Here is a 15,211-nt window from a genome sequence, read left to right on the forward strand (position 1 = left end):
ACATCACAAGGATTTTGTACAAAATCAGGCTACGCCTGATTAGCCCTTTCATCCCCGCCCGCATTGGGCGAGGGTTTTCGGGCTATTCTGCTAAATCTAACAAGCTCGCTTTTAATAAATAGTTATCATGCTGACCATCTGTAGAGACCATAGAATCGCCTCCACCAGCACGTACCTCATTATTCGAGTTTTTTCGTGCATAGGCCAATATCCCAAGATGATCACTTAATTGACCATAAGCGGCTGTAATACCTCCAAATAAATCGCTAGAGCTTTCATAATGTGTACTGACCCGTGCACCTAATGCTCGACCTTGTAACAAGTCTTGAGCATCAAGAGTTTCCAGTACCACACTGCCACCTAAGGCACCTGGGCCTGCATCGGCTTGGGCTGGTCCTGTGAACACACGGACTTGCTTCATCAAAAAAGGATCTATTTGTAATCTAGCTTGGTGATGAAAAACATTACCACCTTGGCGTGCGCCATCAATTTGTATATTCAAATGCAAATCTTCTATACCACGCAGGAAGATTTTTTGTCCATTGCGTGATCCTGTACCGACTTGAACAGCGGGATCTAGCTTAAAGCTATCTTGCAAGTCCTGCGCTAGGCTACGCGATAAATACTCAGTATCCAGCGTCTTTACAAAAGGATCAGTCTCTACCTGTCCTTTCACCTGAATCACAGGAATATTTAAAGTCGCTAATTCATCAGGCGTATGTCCGCCCTCGTGTGCCCAACCCATAGGTGCAAGCGCACAAAAATAAAGGCTGGAAGACAAATAATAGAAGAAGGTGCTGGTGTGAGACATAAGGTGAGAATTCCGTCATGCAAGGTTACTTATATAAGATAGATCTTATAATGTTATGTTATAACATTGCAATAATGGAATCAGCAATTTATATTTTATTTTTGGCTAAGGCCTCTTCAGTAGACAATAGAAACCGCCCTTGGAAGCAGGTGCCTCTTTAGGGCAATTAGGTTATGCATCTTGCAGCAAGTCTAGCTTGATCAGCCTTTAGTGTGGTTTTTGTCCTTGAATCGCACCTTGGTCACACAAGGTGCATAAAAGCCGGCTTAATATTTCGGGGCGTAAGCCTAGTTTTACCGCTAATTTACGATGATCAAATCGCTATCACCATAGCAGCTATTTCATGTCTTCAAAGACGTGTTTTCTGTACGATTTTTTGCTTTGGTTACAGCAACTAGCAAAATAAGCACTGATTTATCAGATCAATCTAATAGCTTCGCCAATTCCTCTGGCAGTCTTTGATCAAAGATCAAAGTGGCTTGCGGCATCCATTGTTGATCTTGCATTAAATCCTTGAGCACAGGTGCAGACAAAACTGCCCCGCGCCAACGTCCGCCTTTGCCTGCTTCTTCTTGAGTTGGCTGCGCATAGTATTGGCGGTATTCATCCCAAAAATGCGGAATAAAACGTCGTACAGGACGGCCAGTTTCTCGGGATAAATACTCTGCCAATAAAAGGCCTGAATGATCCAAATCCCCAAAATGTAAATGCGGCACAAAGTGTGGAAATAACTTTAAAAAACGTGCCACTAAAGAATGATGTTCTGCTTGCGCCCACACAAGTAATAAGTGATCAGGTAAAGGCATATCCAAAAAAACCCCATAATCCTCCACCGTCATCACCAAATAAGGTAGTTCGCCATCGAGTTCTTGCATATCGAGCAGATCACGCTCAGATAAAGCCACCTCGCTCAGCATTTCCATTATCCGCTCTAGCCGAATGGGGCGGCGCGCATGACGCTTAATACGCAAATCCATATGACCACGCAAGTGTAAGCGCCTATCTTGGCAAATTTGATATTCCTTGGGGAGTTTTTCCCTCAGTTCCGCAGCGACTGCTCCCTGATTATCTCCAGTGAAAATACAGTTAAAAACGTTTTCATTAATGACTTCAGGTAAGGGTTGCTGCAAACGCGGCTGAATAAATTCATACCTTTTGTTGACTTCTTGTTGTTGCTGATTTAGCAAGGTTTCTGAGCTAGGTAATTGATTCCAATTCGGAATATGTTTATCCAGCCATTGCGCCAGCGCTTGTTTGCCGATGCCAGTTAGTACATATTCTTCATCTCTATGAGTTGGCTCTAGCCAAGTACGCGCGAGTAAGTAATCGATTAAATCTTGATTGTAAGCAAGTGCACTAATCCACTCTTGCTGATACAGTTTGATCGCAGCATCCTGGATGATAGGATCCGTCCAATCAAAGGTTTCACTTGCAGATAAAGACATAACCTAAATTCTCCAAAGATTGGGTACCAAAAATTAACCTCTTCGGCACGACCTGAAACCGAAAGCGTTTTTTGATATTCTATGCAAAAACCTTTAAGCCCTACTGGCTTAGTGAGCTGAAGTCGCCTCCCATGAGCAATCTTGTCACCTTGCGTCACCTATTCCAAATCAAGGTCTCCCTACACGAAGCGCGTCCGCCTATCTGGCGGCGTTTATTAGTGACAGATACCTTATCTCTCGCCTCTTTTCACCAAGTCTTACAAATTGCGATGGGGTGGGAAAATTATCACGAACACCAATTCATTTATCACCATGAGGTGATTGGGGACTTGGATCCTTTTTCGCGTTTCACTTGGGCAGCAGAGCAAAAGACGCGCTTACGCGATTTGCTTAAATATGAAGGCGATTGGCTCACCTATGAATATGATTTTGGTTGTAGCTGGTTGCATGACATTACCTTAGAGCAAATTCTTACTTATGATTTAAAGCGTGCGCCTTTATATTGCAAAGCAGGACGACGCGCTTGTCCACCAGAAAATTGCGGTGGTGCTTGGGGATTTGAGGCACTTTTAGATGCCTATACCCATCCACAACATCCAGATTATCAAGATATTTTACAGCTTTTGCCCGATAAGTTTGACCCAAGCCACTTTGATCGCCATCAGGTCAATTACCGTTTACGCCAATTAAAGCTGAACTATTTATAAACTCAGCGGTTTGATTAATTAGAGTCTTGTATCCTTGAAAACACCTACCCCCTTTTTGCCTGCACGCCCTCTCCCTCTTTCTTGGCGTTTCTTATTGGTTGCTGGGCTTTTAGCCAGTCTTTTTGTCGGCGTACTCTGGCAAACAGCGCGCTGGACACAAACCACTGCATTTGCTCATCTGCAAAGTGAAGCCCGCAGCGAGATGATGCTGCATGCGACTAGTTTAAGGGGGGTATTGGCGAAGTATGAATATCTACCAGAGATGCTCGCTGCCCGCTATGAATTGAGTACTTATTTAAAAGTGCCTGAAGATTATATGCTCTTAGAAGATATCAACCAGATGTTAGATGAGCATAGAAAAATTGCTGGTGTCTTAGATATTTACCTTCTCAATGCACAGGGTTTAACTGTCGCTGCCAGCAACTGGCAATTACCGCGCAATTTTATTGGACAAAACTTTGCTTTTCGTCCGTATTTCAAAGATGCCATTTTAGGTTTACGCGGACGCTTTTATGGTTTAGGCACCACTTCAGGCGCTCGTGGTTACTATTTTTCTTATCCGGTACGAGATCCAGCAAGTCAGAATATTTTAGGCGTCGTCGTTGCCAAAATTGGGATTGATGCCTTAGAAAATCCTTGGCAGGATGCCCGTGGAGAAATCCTTGCAAGCACCCCTGAAGGCGTGATTTTTCTCAGTTCGCACGAGCCTTGGCGTCTGAGCACCTTACAAACACTCAATGCAAAAGAACGTGCCGCTTTATATGCTTCGCGGCGTTATGCACGTCATCCCTTACCCGAATTTCCTCTAGTTGCGAATGAACCCTTGGCTACAGAAACACCCGAGGAAACGCAAATCTGGCGTATTGCCCAGGCAAGAAAGGCGGAAGGCGTGGAATATTTACATATTTCTTACCCAGTTCCGGAAGCCGGTTGGCGTTTACATATGCTTAAACCAACGCATCCGGTACGCCTGCAAGTGTATCAAATGACCCTTCTTGCTGGCGTTGGCTATGCAGTTTTAGTGCTGGCAGGTTTATTCTGGCGTCAAGGCCGTAAACGCCAGCACGAGCGTCAATATTATCAACGTCAAAGCCAACTCGCCTTAGAACGTAATGAGGCACGCATTCGGGCGTTACTCGATAATACACACGCAGGCATTGTAACCTTGGATGCACAAGGCCATATCCAGTATATCAACCCCATGGCGGCACAGTTATTTAGTTGCCAGTTTTGCGATTTATACCAACAGCCTTTGATCCATTTAATTGCGCCTTTAGATCGTGAGCGCTGTTTAGCTGAGCTAGACGCCAGTCAGCACTTTCCCCTAGAAGTGTTAGCTTTGGGACAAGATAAGCGCCTTTTTCCGATTGAACTGACCATCAGCCCGCTTCCCGAACTCGATGGCGTCGTCTGGATGGCAACCTTGTATGATATTAGTGAGCGCAAGCAACAAGAAACGGCACTCCAGCAAGCCCATGATTTATTAGAACAAAGAGTCCAAGAACGTACCTTAGACTTAGAAGAAAGCAACCAAAGACTGCGCCAAGAAATTGAAGAGCATCAACATACAGAAGCCATGCTGCGACATACACGCGATGAATTGGTGCAAGCGGCTAAATTGGCGCTACTTGGTCAACTTTCTGCGAGTATCAACCACGAACTAAACCAGCCTGTGGCTGCCATTCGTGCGTATGCAGAAAATGCGCAAGCTTTTTTAACCCGTGAGCGTTATCAAGCGGCAACAGATAACTTGCAGCAAATTGTTGAACTCACCCAACGCATGGCGCAAATTAGTGCCCAACTGAAAGTGTTTGCACGTAAAAGTGATGGCCATCTTGTGCCTGTTTCTGTACAAGCCAGTTTTCAGTATGCCTTGAGTCTATACCAAACCCAGATTGAAGAAAGCGGCATTCAAGTTACCCTAGATGTGCCTGAAGAAGAAATCTATGTGCAAGCTGATCCTGTGCGCCTTGAACAAGTCATGGTCAATCTTGTTTCCAACGCTTTGCATGCGTTAAAAGAAGTGGTGAATCCTTGCTTAAAGTTGAGTGCTTTTGTACATACAGAATATCCGCAACGTATTGGCATGCAGGTATATGATAATGGCGTAGGTATCGCAGAAGACCATTTGCCGCATATTTTTGATCCCTTTTTTACCACCAAAGCTAGCGGGCAAGGCCTCGGGTTGGGATTATCGATTTCTTATCAAATTATCAAAGATCTGCAAGGAGAGCTCAGCGCACAAGTCTTGCATACAGGGACCCAAATGCAAATCTTGTTACCAGCGAGTGATCTTCAGCAGTTGGCTTCCCCTTCGCGACAGGTATTTTCCGATGCAAGCACCTTTTGATCCGGCTTTAGAAACTGTCATTGTGGTAGATGATGAACATCATCTGCGGGTAACCTTAAGGCAAACCCTGGAACTGGCAGGTTACCAAGTACTTGCCTATGCACAAGCGCAAGAAGCCTTAACACATATTGGCGAAGTGGATGAATGGCCAGGTGTGATCATTAGTGATATTCGTATGCCTAAAATGGACGGGCTCGCTTTTTTGGAAGCCTTACAACATCTAGACCCTGACTTACCAGTGATTTTAATTACAGGGCATGGAGATATTTCCACTGCAGTTGCTGCCATGCGTCAAGGCGCTTATGACTTTCTTGAAAAGCCTTTCAGCCAAGAAATTTTATTAGATGGTGTGCGACGTGCCCTAGAAAAGCGTCGGCTTACGTTAGAAAACCGCATTTTAAAACAACAGCTTGCGGTTCATTCTGCCCCAGGTCCACGTATCATAGGACGCACGCCTAGCGTACAGCGTTTACATACCATGATCACTCGCGTAGCTGCTGTAAATACCGATATTTTATTGTGGGGAGAAACCGGCAGTGGTAAGGATTTGATCGCGCGTTATATTCATGCGCATAGCCCCAGAAGTGCGCAGAACTTTGTCGCCATTAACTGTGGTGCTATTCCTGAGGCCATTATGGAATCCGAGCTGTTTGGCCATGAATCAGGTGCTTTTACCGGCGCGCAACGCAAACGTATTGGTAAGTTTGAACATGCACAAAAAGGCACAGTTTTTCTGGATGAAATTGAATCTATGCCCATGAATTTGCAGGTCAAATTATTACGTGTTTTGCAGGAACGTACTTTAGAGCGCCTTGGTTCCAATACGCAAATTCCGCTCGATATCCGTGTCCTTGCAGCCACCAAAGTCGACTTATTACAAGAAGCGGCGGCTGGACGCTTTCGCGAAGATTTATATTATCGTTTAAACGTGGTCACCCTCAATATTCCCCCTTTACGTGAGCGTTTAGAAGATATTCCCTTATTATTTCAACATTTTGTCTTAGTGGCAGCCAATCGGATTGGGCAAAGTCCGCCACCTTTAGAGGCCAGTCATTTATCTGTGCTGATGAGCCATACTTGGCCTGGTAATGTACGTGAATTACGTAATCTCGCTGAGCGTTATGTCCTTTTAGGTGAGGCTTATGCTTATGACTTGGATGAAATGCTCAATGGTCAGGCCAGCACCCAAGCACTTACTCTGCCTCAGCAGGTCGAAATTTTTGAGAAAAGCTTGATTCGGCAAGAACTAGAACGCCAGCAAGGCTCGATTAAAGCCACGATGGAAGCTTTAGGTATCCCACGCAAAACCTTGTATGACAAGTTAAAAAAATATGCCCTATCGCGCGAAGAGTTTGTACCTTGAGACTTCCTCGCCCAAGTGCGCAAGGATTTGATTAACAACCTAGCCCAAAATAGGATGCGCACCTTGTACTTGTGCACTTTGATATAATCCCCAGCCAAGCCAGAACATCAGCGCACCACCCAAGCTTTTTAAAACTAAACCTGTATAACGCCATTGCTGTGCAGAAGAGGCATCAAATATCCAAGTGCGGGCTTGTACACTGGCTACAGTTAAGGCCGCAACAGTTAAGCCTGTGCCTAATGCCATGCATAAAACCGCGCCTATCCCCAAAGCTAAAATATCTAACAAGGAAGCAATAATCAGAACTAATAACGCCCCACTACAAGGACGCAAGCCCACGCTCAGTGCCGTGGCGTAAAAACTGGCTTGCTGCTTCGGGTGAGTATGAGAATGCCCACAACCACAAGTCGTTTTTTTACGCCACCCTGCATATAAGGCACTCCCAATTAAATAAATCCCTAATCCCATCAACAATATAAAGCTATAACTTTCAAGCTGTGTGGCATGTGTCAGTGCTTTACGCGCCACCTGATCCAGCAGCAAGGTACTGACCACAACCAGAAGAATCGCAACCACGCCTTGCAATAAAGAAGCAAGCAAAGCCAAGCCAGCACTTGAGCGCCAATGATGCCCTTGTGTGAGGCTATACGTGCTTAAGATGGCTTTGCCATGCCCAGGGCCAAGCGCATGAAAGACGCCATACGCAAAAGACAGACCCCATAAGGTCGCAATAGCATGCCAATTGATTTGCGTTTTTAATATTTGTAACTGGCTAGCTAACTGATGATGCCATTGGCGTTGTTCTGCTAAGACATAACGCCAAATATCCTGCTGGAAATAAATCAGTGCACCTAAACCTAGTGCTAACAAGGCCCCAGCAATCCATAATCCCATATGAAAACGAGATTTTTTCACCAAAGGTTGAAAGTGTAATTGAGAAAAATCTGGGGGTGCCGCTGATGAGCTAGTTTGTACTGGGGAAGCCCCCAAGGAAGGTTTTAACGTATGCAAGATTTGCGGCTTTGAAGAAGATAACGACATAAAGGCAAGCTCCAAAATGTTATATTATAACATTTAATTGTTCGTTGTAGGACAACGAATCACAGCAGTTTCTGCAAAAATGACGCCGAGATTATCTGGGGCTTCTTGCGTACGGTCTAAAGCCGCAGCACGGTCAATTTCTTCTTGCGTCGGGTTGGCTGAAATAATATTCGTTTGGCAATCAATCGGTGGATTTTGCAAACTTAAAGCAGGCGCTTCTTCTGTGTGCAGCATTTCAATGTAATACGTAGGATCATAAATCCGGTATTCTAGTCCAGAGGAGAAATCACTTGCCTGATCTAGCAAAAGCTCAAACATTAACTCAACACGCCCATTCACATGGCGAATACTAAAATCTTGCACTGGACGCGTATTGATTCTCTGGCCTTGCACATAAATAACGGAAAAGTACTGATAAGCTGCCAAATTTTGAATCATTTGCGCGCCAAAAGTATCCAATTGCGCATCTAAGGAGGCTTGCTCGCTTGCATGTGCTTGCATATCTTCTAGCACCATTAAGCTATACATGGGATCAAGCTGCCATGCTTGGCGTAGACCAACAATTTGTTTTTCTTGATTGAAAAGGACTTGTACCCGCAGATCAATCCAAGCATGAGGATGGGCATGGGCTTTAGGGCTTAACCAACAGGTGAAACTAACAAGCAAGCCAAATAACAAGAAACTCGGTACACTCATGGTTAAAATCTCACACTTGAGTTTGAGGGGAAAGCTGGTGCGGCGGTTATTATACGCAGTCTTTGCTGGGCTCATAGCCACGAGCGCTTGGGCCGATACAATCTATACTTGGATCGATGAAAATGGACGTCGTGTCTATTCCAATACACCGGCTAAAGGTGCACAAGAAGTCGATTTACCACCGTATACAGAAGTGAGCCCGCCATCTCAGTGGCGCAGCACAACAAAGGAGAGCACGCCTCCGGCTTCTCCAAATAAGCGCACCAGTCCACCAGCCAATCACCCCCCCCCAGCATGGCCAGTGCAGTACCAGAGTTTTGAAATTATTGAACCACAAGCCAATGCCCACATTTACAATGCGGCTGGCAATGTCACAGTCGCCCTTAAAAGTCAACCCAAGCTTGCGCAAGGCCATAAAGTGCAATTAAAACTTGATGGCCGCGTACATCAATCGCCAATGCATACCTTGTATTTTGTGTTGCATCATCTCCCGCCAGGTCAGCATCAATTACAAATAGAAGTGTTAGATGATTACCGTGGTGTGTTTTATACCAGTCCAGTGCGTACTTTTTATCTACATCGCGTCACCCAAGCACAACAAGAGCGCCGTAAAGCATCGCAAAATCCTTAATACGCTTTTTTTCAGTGCACTAAAATGCTAGCTTATATTTAATTGCACCAAAAAAGGGCTTTTTTATTCATAGGCGACCTCAAATGCCTAAAGCGCATGCACCGCAAAAGCACTAAAAGTTAGGTTTTTTTTGATGATTATCAAATCTTGGTGCAGATTTTGCTTTGACTAGGCTGAGGGAGGGCCCTGTTATGCACTTACATCCAGAATTTGCACGCCAGCTATTAGATAACTTATCCACGGCCATTTTACTTTTAGATGCAAAGCTCAATATCCAGTATTTAAATCCTGCCGCTGAAATGCTGCTCGCGGCCAGTTTGGCGCGCACCTCTGGCCAACCCTTATATCAAGTCTTTACGGAACCAGAAGAAGGTTTAGATACCTTAGAAGCTTCCACCATTAGCGGTCACCCTTTTACCAAACGCGAAGCCGTGCTCCTTTTACATAACGGGGATCAGGTGATTGTGGATTACACCGTCAATCCCTTGCCTGAAAAACATCAAAGCCCTTTATTAGTCGAAATCTACCCACGTAATCGCGTGTTGCGTATTTCACGTGAGGAAGATCTGCTAGCCAAACAAGAAACTGTACGTGTTTTGGTGCGCGGGCTAGCCCATGAAGTTAAAAATCCTCTTGGTGGATTAAGAGGGGCAGCACAATTATTAGAGCGTGCCCTACCAAGCCCAGAGCTGAAAGAATATACGCAAATTATTATTAGTGAAGCTGATAGGTTGCGTAATCTAGTTGATCGCATGCTCGGGCCAAGACAGCCTTTACAAAAAGATTCTGTCAATATTCATGCGGTACTAGAACGAGTCCATACCCTGATTAAAGCAGAAGCTGGAGATCAAGTGCGTTTTGTGCGTGACTATGATCCGAGCTTACCTGAATTTTTAGGTGATCAAGAACAATTACTGCAAGCCCTGCTAAATATCGTACGCAATGCCTTACAGGCAGTTCAAGAAGCGGGACAAGCTAATGGGCGCATTGTGTTACGTACACGTGCAAAACGCCAATTCACCTTAGGACAGGAACGTCATCGTCTGATTGGCCAAGTGAAAATTATTGATAATGGCCCTGGGATTCCTGCAGATATTTTAGAGAAAATTTTTTATCCCATGGTCAGCGGACGCGCGCAAGGCACAGGATTAGGCCTTTCCATTGCTCAATCAATTTTGCAGCAACATCAAGGTCTTATCGAATGCCGCAGTGAAGTGGGGCACACAGAATTTACCTTACTTATCCCCCTGGATCAAAGTCAGCCTACACAAGATAAACCCGAATCGTCAGGGACATCCGTTTTCAACTCTTAAGGTGTTAGTTATGCAAGCCATGCCGCATGTCTGGATTATTGATGATGACCGTTCCATTCGTTGGGTACTCGAACGTGCTTTAGAACAAGAGCAAATCCGCACCACCGCCTTTGAACGTGCGGATACAGCTTTACGCCAACTCAGTCGCCAGCAACCCCAAGTCTTGATTACGGACATTCGTATGCCCGGTTTGGATGGCTTGGGCTTACTCGCGCAAGTCCGCGAAAATTACCCGCATTTGCCGGTGATTATTATGACCGCACATTCGGATTTAGATAGTGCGGTTTCTTCTTATCAAGGCGGTGCTTTTGAATATTTACCCAAGCCTTTTGATTTAGATGAAGCCGTCGCCTTAGTCAAACGCGCCTTGCAACATGCACATGAGGATCAGCACAAAGCGCAATCCGTAGAGGCGGAAACTTTAGCCAGCGCAGAAATTATTGGTGAAGCACCTGCGATGCAGGAAGTTTTCCGAGCGATTGGGCGTTTGTCCCAATCCAACATTACTGTATTAATTAATGGTGAATCAGGAACCGGTAAAGAGCTAGTTGCCCATGCCTTGCACCATCATAGTCCGCGTGCGCAAAAACCTTTTATTGCACTGAATATGGCAGCGATTCCAAAAGATCTGATGGAATCTGAGCTTTTCGGCCATGAAAAAGGCGCTTTTACTGGGGCGCAGGCTTTGCGTCGTGGACGTTTTGAACAAGCCAATGGTGGGACTTTATTTCTCGATGAAATTGGTGATATGCCGGCAGAAACTCAAACCCGTTTACTGCGTGTGCTTGCCGATGGAGAATTTTATCGTGTAGGCGGTCATACTTCCGTCAAGGTGGATGTGCGTATTATTGCTGCCACACATCAAGATTTGGAATATTTAGTACACGAAGGACGTTTTCGTGAAGACTTATTCCACCGCCTCAATGTGATTCGTATTCATTTGCCTGCATTACGCGATCGACGCGAAGATATTCCACGCTTAGCGCAGCATTTTCTTGTACAAGCTGCCAAAGAACTGACGGTAGAACCCAAATTATTAAAAGCAGATACCTTGGATTATTTACAAACGCTCCCTTGGCCAGGCAATGTACGTCAGCTACAAAATACCTGCCGTTGGATTATTGTGATGGCTTCCGGCCGCGAAGTACACATTGAAGATTTACCACCTGAGCTACAACAGCAAACCCCAGCCCATGCCCATCAAGATTGGGAAACCGCTTTACGTCAATGGGGAGAACAAGTCTTGATAACTGGTGGCCACAACTTATTAGCCCAGGCTGTACCCACTTTCGAGCGTATTATGATAGAGGTTGCACTCAAGCATACCGGCGGACGTAAACGCGATGCTGCGGAATTACTGGGGTGGGGGCGTAATACTCTCACCCGCAAGATGAAGGAACTAGGGCTAGACAGCAAGCTAGCCCAAGATGAAGTGCAAGATTAGGGCTTGCGATACCAACGCCCGTTTTCATCAGGAATAAACCAAGGCATCATCCACCAATAGGTACGGGCGCTTTCTTTCGAAGGTGCCTTACATTGAAAATAGCCTTGGCCCGCTTGTAAATCATAAGTCGTACTCACCCAGACTTGTGACGCTTGTAGGTGGTTTTTTTCGCGTTTCACCTTCAATAAGTGCCCTTGATGATCGTAACAATTTAAACTTTGTAAACGGTAATCACCATTTTCTAGTTCTAAATACACACTCGGGCGGCGTTCTTGTCCATCTAATACAGAGGATTGGGGCGTTTGCTTAATCACGGGCAAAGGCAGAGCATACAGTTTGCTACTTAAACTCGCTACTTGTGCATGCGCACCTGTCATAGAAAAACGCGGCAAAGCCGTCAAGCTCGCATATAAACTTGCAGGGCCTTCCTGCTGACCCACGCCATAATACCCAGCTTTCGCAATCAAGCTTTGCAGCTCAGGGGAATACTCACCATAGGGATAAGCAAAAATTTTCGGCTGTTTCCCAAGATGCATTTCGATACGCGCTTGATTTTCCTTAATACTAGTCAAAATACGCTGATACCAAGCTTGTGGGGTTTCTTGGGCTTGTAAACGTACAAGAAAATCATACCGATACGCTTGGTTAGCAAAAGTCACGCCTTTGGCTTGCACTTCTTTGAGCATTTTCCACGTCATAAATGTGGGATAAATACTTTCAACATCTTGCGCACTAATAAACAAAGTAAAAGGCCACTGGCGGGCTTGTAGCAGGGGGATTGCATTTTGATACACGCTAATATAGGCACGATCAAAAGTAATCGCGATGACCTTATCAGGCAAGGGTTTACGAGTGCGCAAATAACTTAAAATCGTGGGGAGAGGCCAAACTTGGAAACCTTCTTTTTCTATGATTTTAAGGTGTTTTGCAAAATCATCTGGACTAATGCTCTGTTTGGGCGGTGTGCGCTCGCTCACATGCTCGTAATGTAAGATCACCGCATGTTGCGCTGCCCATGTATATGGGATTAAACAGACCCAAACTAACAGGATACCAACTAAGTAAAACCAACCGCGTTTAGATAACAACATAAATCAGCCTTGCTTGATTATTTAGCGTAGCAAAGGTTTTAAAATCGCCATTGCTTCGTTAATTTCTTGTAGTTTTCCCGGATCACCGCCACGGTCAGGATGGTGACGCATCGCAAGGCGACGGTATTGCTTTTTAATTTCTTGTGCTGGTGTTCCTGTGCTTAAGCCCAAAGTCGCCAAGGCTTGTGCTTGTAAACCGCCACTGGCAAACACATTTTCTTCATGAAAGCGTTTCCAAAAGCTGTTGAGGGCCGCATCGATATCTTCCCGCGTGGTTTGCTCAAGTACTTGCATATCCAAGTAATAATCACGCATAGGATCGTACTCATCGAGAGCCGCACTGGCAATTTGATACGGGCTTAGGCACACCCGAGTCGCACTAATTTCTAAATGCCCTCGTGCATGTCGCCACAGTTCATCTCTAAGTTGGTAAAGAGCGTTATATAATAGAAAGTGGGTGCGAAACAGTTCGACCGAATCGCTAAAAGTATTTTCCTTTAGCTCCACCACACCACGCTCATGGAGTACTTTCAGCAAGGTATGTTCGTTAATTCCTTCAGGATATTGGCTAAGAACTTCGACAAGATCCTGATGTAGTTGGCTCAGTTGTAGCGCCTTCATCTAAAAACCGTCCGCTTAGTATGGTGTCAATCGCAAAATCAGCCCTAAAGGCGTTTAGAGTGCATGTTAACAATAAGGGACCGGAATGAAAATCTATCCTTTTTGTGCGTATGGATTTGTCAGCATTCGTTAGATATGTATTTTTTCCTATCAAGAAGCCCTAAATTTTCTGCGTATACTTATCAGAACCTTGAGTATCCGCTACACTAACTTGCTGATCTTGTGGAAAGTCAGCATCAATCAGCTGTACTTCTTGCTGAGCTTGGCTGGTTTTCTTGTGCTTATTGGTAAGCGTTAGGCGCGGTTAAGTGGTCATGCCTTCCTGTTAGACCTCTTTGCAAGACGTCGCAGCCGAAAGAGCGCTTAGGTGCTGAAGTCACCTGCACAGCACATCCTAATCTTTGTGACGGTAGATACCGACGAGGTAATGAACTCATGTTCGAACAAATTGAGCGCGTGCCAGGGGATCCTATCCTTGGTTTAATCGATGCCTTTAATCAGGACGTTAACCCTAGCAAAATTGACCTAGGGGTAGGCGTGTATCGCGATGCTCAGGGGCATACGCCCATTTTACGTGCAGTCAAAGAAGCAGAAGCCTTGTTGCTTGCGCGTGAAACGACTAAATCCTATATCGGTTCTCATGGCGACCCTCAATATGGGCAGCATTTGTTGTCTTTAGTGCTTGGTAGTCAATCTCCTGTACTTGAAGCCAAACGTGCTTGTGCTACGCAAGCTCCAGGGGGTACAGGCGCACTGCGTTTAGCAGCGGATTTTATTCATAAAACTTTACCTCAAGCCAAAGTTTGGGTGAGCCGTCCTACTTGGCCAAACCATCTAAGCATTTTTGAAGCTGCAGGCGTCCCAACCCGAGATTATGCCTATGTAGATGCGGCAACCAACAGCTTAGATTTTGAGTCCATGTTGGCGGATCTACAAGAGGTTGCAGCAGGTGATGTCGTCTTATTGCATGCGTGCTGCCATAATCCCAGTGGCTTTGATTTATCTGAACACCAATGGCAAAAAATTGCGGATCTTGCTGAAGATAAAGGCTTTTTACCTCTCATTGATTTTGCTTATCAAGGGTTTGGTCTTGGCTTGGAAGAAGACGCGTACGGCGTGCGCTTGTTAGCTGAACGCTTACCTGAAGTGATTATTACCAGCTCTTGTTCTAAAAATTTTGGTTTGTACCGTGAGCGTTTAGGCACTTTGATTATGGTCGCTGCCAATCACGACCAAATGCAGAATGTCAAAAGCCAAGTGGCTGTCGTAGCACGAGCAAATTATTCCAACCCGCCTGCACACGGCGGTGCGATTGTCACCACTATTTTAGAAAGCACCGAGCTAACCGCCTACTGGTTGCAAGAGCTTGACGAAATGCGCACCCGTATTCTTGATCTGCGCCATGCCTTTGTTAATGCCCTCAAACCGCAAGGCTTAGGCGATAAATTCGCCTGTATCGCGGAGCAAAAAGGCATGTTTTCTTATACAGGTCTCACGCCTGAGCAAGTCGATCGTTTGCGTGATGAGTACAGCATTTATATGGTGCGCTCGGGACGTATCAATATTGCAGGGATTAATGATCAAACCTTGCCTTATTTGTGCCAAGCGATTGCTAAAGTGTGCCAGTAAGTCAATTAGCTTAAAGAAGTAAGCCCACCTAAGGTGGGCTTTTTTTAGTAGCGCTTTCTTATTGAAGCC

At 45.3% G+C, this 15,211-nt stretch carries 13 protein-coding genes; 7 read left to right on the forward strand and 6 right to left on the reverse strand.

Features of this window, described 5'->3' with window-relative positions; all coding sequences use genetic code 11:
* Nucleotides 1-82: 82 nt before the first annotated feature.
* Both BMX05_RS07505 and BMX05_RS07510 read right to left on the reverse strand, forming a co-directional pair.
* Nucleotides 83-811 carry a TonB-dependent receptor plug domain-containing protein gene (locus BMX05_RS07505; RefSeq protein WP_218139006.1) on the reverse strand — a complete coding sequence of 243 codons (729 nt, stop codon included), beginning with the start codon at nt 809-811 and terminating at the stop codon, nt 83-85.
* Between the two features lie 422 nt (nt 812-1,233).
* The gene (locus BMX05_RS07510; RefSeq protein WP_093309564.1) at nt 1,234-2,256 is read right to left on the reverse strand and encodes a hypothetical protein; all 1,023 of its coding nucleotides are present in this window, start codon (nt 2,254-2,256) and stop codon (nt 1,234-1,236) included.
* A gap of 131 nt (nt 2,257-2,387) precedes the next feature.
* Here BMX05_RS07510 and BMX05_RS07515 point away from each other — a divergent pair, with 131 nt between their 5' ends.
* Genes BMX05_RS07515 through BMX05_RS07525 form a run of 3 tightly spaced genes read left to right on the forward strand, consistent with a single transcriptional unit; the run spans nt 2,388 to nt 6,676 of the window.
* Nucleotides 2,388-2,963, forward strand: a complete 576-nt coding sequence (locus BMX05_RS07515) for a plasmid pRiA4b ORF-3 family protein (protein WP_093309565.1) — start codon at nt 2,388-2,390, stop codon at nt 2,961-2,963.
* A gap of 34 nt (nt 2,964-2,997) precedes the next feature.
* On the forward strand, nt 2,998-5,313 hold the full coding sequence (locus tag BMX05_RS07520) for an ATP-binding protein (RefSeq protein ID WP_093309567.1): 2,316 nt from the start codon (nt 2,998-3,000) through the stop codon (nt 5,311-5,313).
* Nucleotides 5,297-6,676, forward strand: coding sequence for a sigma-54-dependent transcriptional regulator (locus tag BMX05_RS07525; RefSeq protein ID WP_093309568.1), 1,380 nt, complete (start codon nt 5,297-5,299; stop codon nt 6,674-6,676). The genes BMX05_RS07520 and BMX05_RS07525 overlap by 17 nt, the downstream gene beginning before the upstream one ends.
* 39 nt (nt 6,677-6,715) lie before the next feature.
* On the opposite strand, the gene BMX05_RS07530 is transcribed toward BMX05_RS07525, so the two are convergent.
* On the reverse strand, nt 6,716-7,717 hold the full coding sequence (locus BMX05_RS07530; RefSeq protein ID WP_093309570.1) for a nickel/cobalt transporter: 1,002 nt from the start codon (nt 7,715-7,717) through the stop codon (nt 6,716-6,718).
* 33 nt (nt 7,718-7,750) lie between these two features.
* A complete protein-coding gene (locus tag BMX05_RS07535) occupies nt 7,751-8,413 on the reverse strand; it encodes a DUF1007 family protein (RefSeq protein ID WP_177166831.1) in 663 nt (220 codons plus the stop codon).
* Between the two features lie 37 nt (nt 8,414-8,450).
* Between BMX05_RS07535 and BMX05_RS07540 the strand changes: the two genes are divergently transcribed.
* The 3 genes from BMX05_RS07540 to ntrC all read left to right on the forward strand — a co-directional run bounded on the left by BMX05_RS07540 (nt 8,451) and on the right by ntrC (nt 11,801).
* Nucleotides 8,451-9,044 (forward strand): DUF4124 domain-containing protein, encoded by a 594-nt coding sequence (locus BMX05_RS07540; RefSeq protein ID WP_177166832.1) that lies wholly within the window; start codon nt 8,451-8,453, stop codon nt 9,042-9,044.
* Nucleotides 9,045-9,235: 191 nt separating this feature from the next.
* Entirely contained in the window at nt 9,236-10,357 is a 1,122-nt protein-coding gene (gene glnL, locus BMX05_RS07545) for a nitrogen regulation protein NR(II) (RefSeq protein ID WP_093309575.1), read from the forward strand.
* A 10-nt stretch (nt 10,358-10,367) separates the two neighbouring features.
* On the forward strand, nt 10,368-11,801 hold the full coding sequence (gene ntrC, locus BMX05_RS07550; protein ID WP_093309578.1) for a nitrogen regulation protein NR(I): 1,434 nt from the start codon (nt 10,368-10,370) through the stop codon (nt 11,799-11,801).
* Here the strand turns inward: ntrC and BMX05_RS07555 are convergent.
* Nucleotides 11,798-12,892 (reverse strand): polysaccharide deacetylase family protein, encoded by a 1,095-nt coding sequence (locus tag BMX05_RS07555; protein WP_093309581.1) that lies wholly within the window; start codon nt 12,890-12,892, stop codon nt 11,798-11,800. The genes ntrC and BMX05_RS07555 overlap by 4 nt on opposite strands.
* A 21-nt stretch (nt 12,893-12,913) precedes the next feature.
* Nucleotides 12,914-13,513 carry a DNA-J related domain-containing protein gene (locus BMX05_RS12745; protein WP_093309584.1) on the reverse strand — a complete coding sequence of 200 codons (600 nt, stop codon included), beginning with the start codon at nt 13,511-13,513 and terminating at the stop codon, nt 12,914-12,916.
* 435 nt (nt 13,514-13,948) lie between these two features.
* Here BMX05_RS12745 and BMX05_RS07565 point away from each other — a divergent pair, with 435 nt between their 5' ends.
* Nucleotides 13,949-15,142 (forward strand): amino acid aminotransferase, encoded by a 1,194-nt coding sequence (locus BMX05_RS07565; RefSeq protein ID WP_093309586.1) that lies wholly within the window; start codon nt 13,949-13,951, stop codon nt 15,140-15,142.
* Nucleotides 15,143-15,211: the final 69 nt, after the last annotated feature.

The sequence above is a fragment of the Allopseudospirillum japonicum genome, from assembly GCF_900108915.1.
Taxonomy (GTDB): Bacteria; Pseudomonadota; Gammaproteobacteria; order Pseudomonadales; family Halomonadaceae; genus Pseudospirillum; species Pseudospirillum japonicum.

What these genes read in the sequence shown, in the direction of transcription:
- BMX05_RS07505 (WP_218139006.1), bottom strand. Translation starts at nt 811, where the DNA reads ATGTCTCACACCAGCACCTTCTTCTATTATTTGTCTTCCAGCCTTTAT.
- BMX05_RS07510 (WP_093309564.1), bottom strand. Translation starts at nt 2,256, where the DNA reads ATGTCTTTATCTGCAAGTGAAACCTTTGATTGGACGGATCCTATCATC.
- BMX05_RS07515 (WP_093309565.1), top strand. Translation starts at nt 2,388, where the DNA reads ATGAGCAATCTTGTCACCTTGCGTCACCTATTCCAAATCAAGGTCTCC.
- BMX05_RS07525 (WP_093309568.1), top strand. Translation starts at nt 5,297, where the DNA reads ATGCAAGCACCTTTTGATCCGGCTTTAGAAACTGTCATTGTGGTAGAT.
- BMX05_RS07530 (WP_093309570.1), bottom strand. Translation starts at nt 7,717, where the DNA reads ATGTCGTTATCTTCTTCAAAGCCGCAAATCTTGCATACGTTAAAACCT.
- BMX05_RS07535 (WP_177166831.1), bottom strand. Translation starts at nt 8,413, where the DNA reads ATGAGTGTACCGAGTTTCTTGTTATTTGGCTTGCTTGTTAGTTTCACC.
- glnL (WP_093309575.1), top strand. Translation starts at nt 9,236, where the DNA reads ATGCACTTACATCCAGAATTTGCACGCCAGCTATTAGATAACTTATCC.
- ntrC (WP_093309578.1), top strand. Translation starts at nt 10,368, where the DNA reads ATGCAAGCCATGCCGCATGTCTGGATTATTGATGATGACCGTTCCATT.
- BMX05_RS07555 (WP_093309581.1), bottom strand. Translation starts at nt 12,892, where the DNA reads ATGTTGTTATCTAAACGCGGTTGGTTTTACTTAGTTGGTATCCTGTTA.
- BMX05_RS12745 (WP_093309584.1), bottom strand. Translation starts at nt 13,513, where the DNA reads ATGAAGGCGCTACAACTGAGCCAACTACATCAGGATCTTGTCGAAGTT.
- BMX05_RS07565 (WP_093309586.1), top strand. Translation starts at nt 13,949, where the DNA reads ATGTTCGAACAAATTGAGCGCGTGCCAGGGGATCCTATCCTTGGTTTA.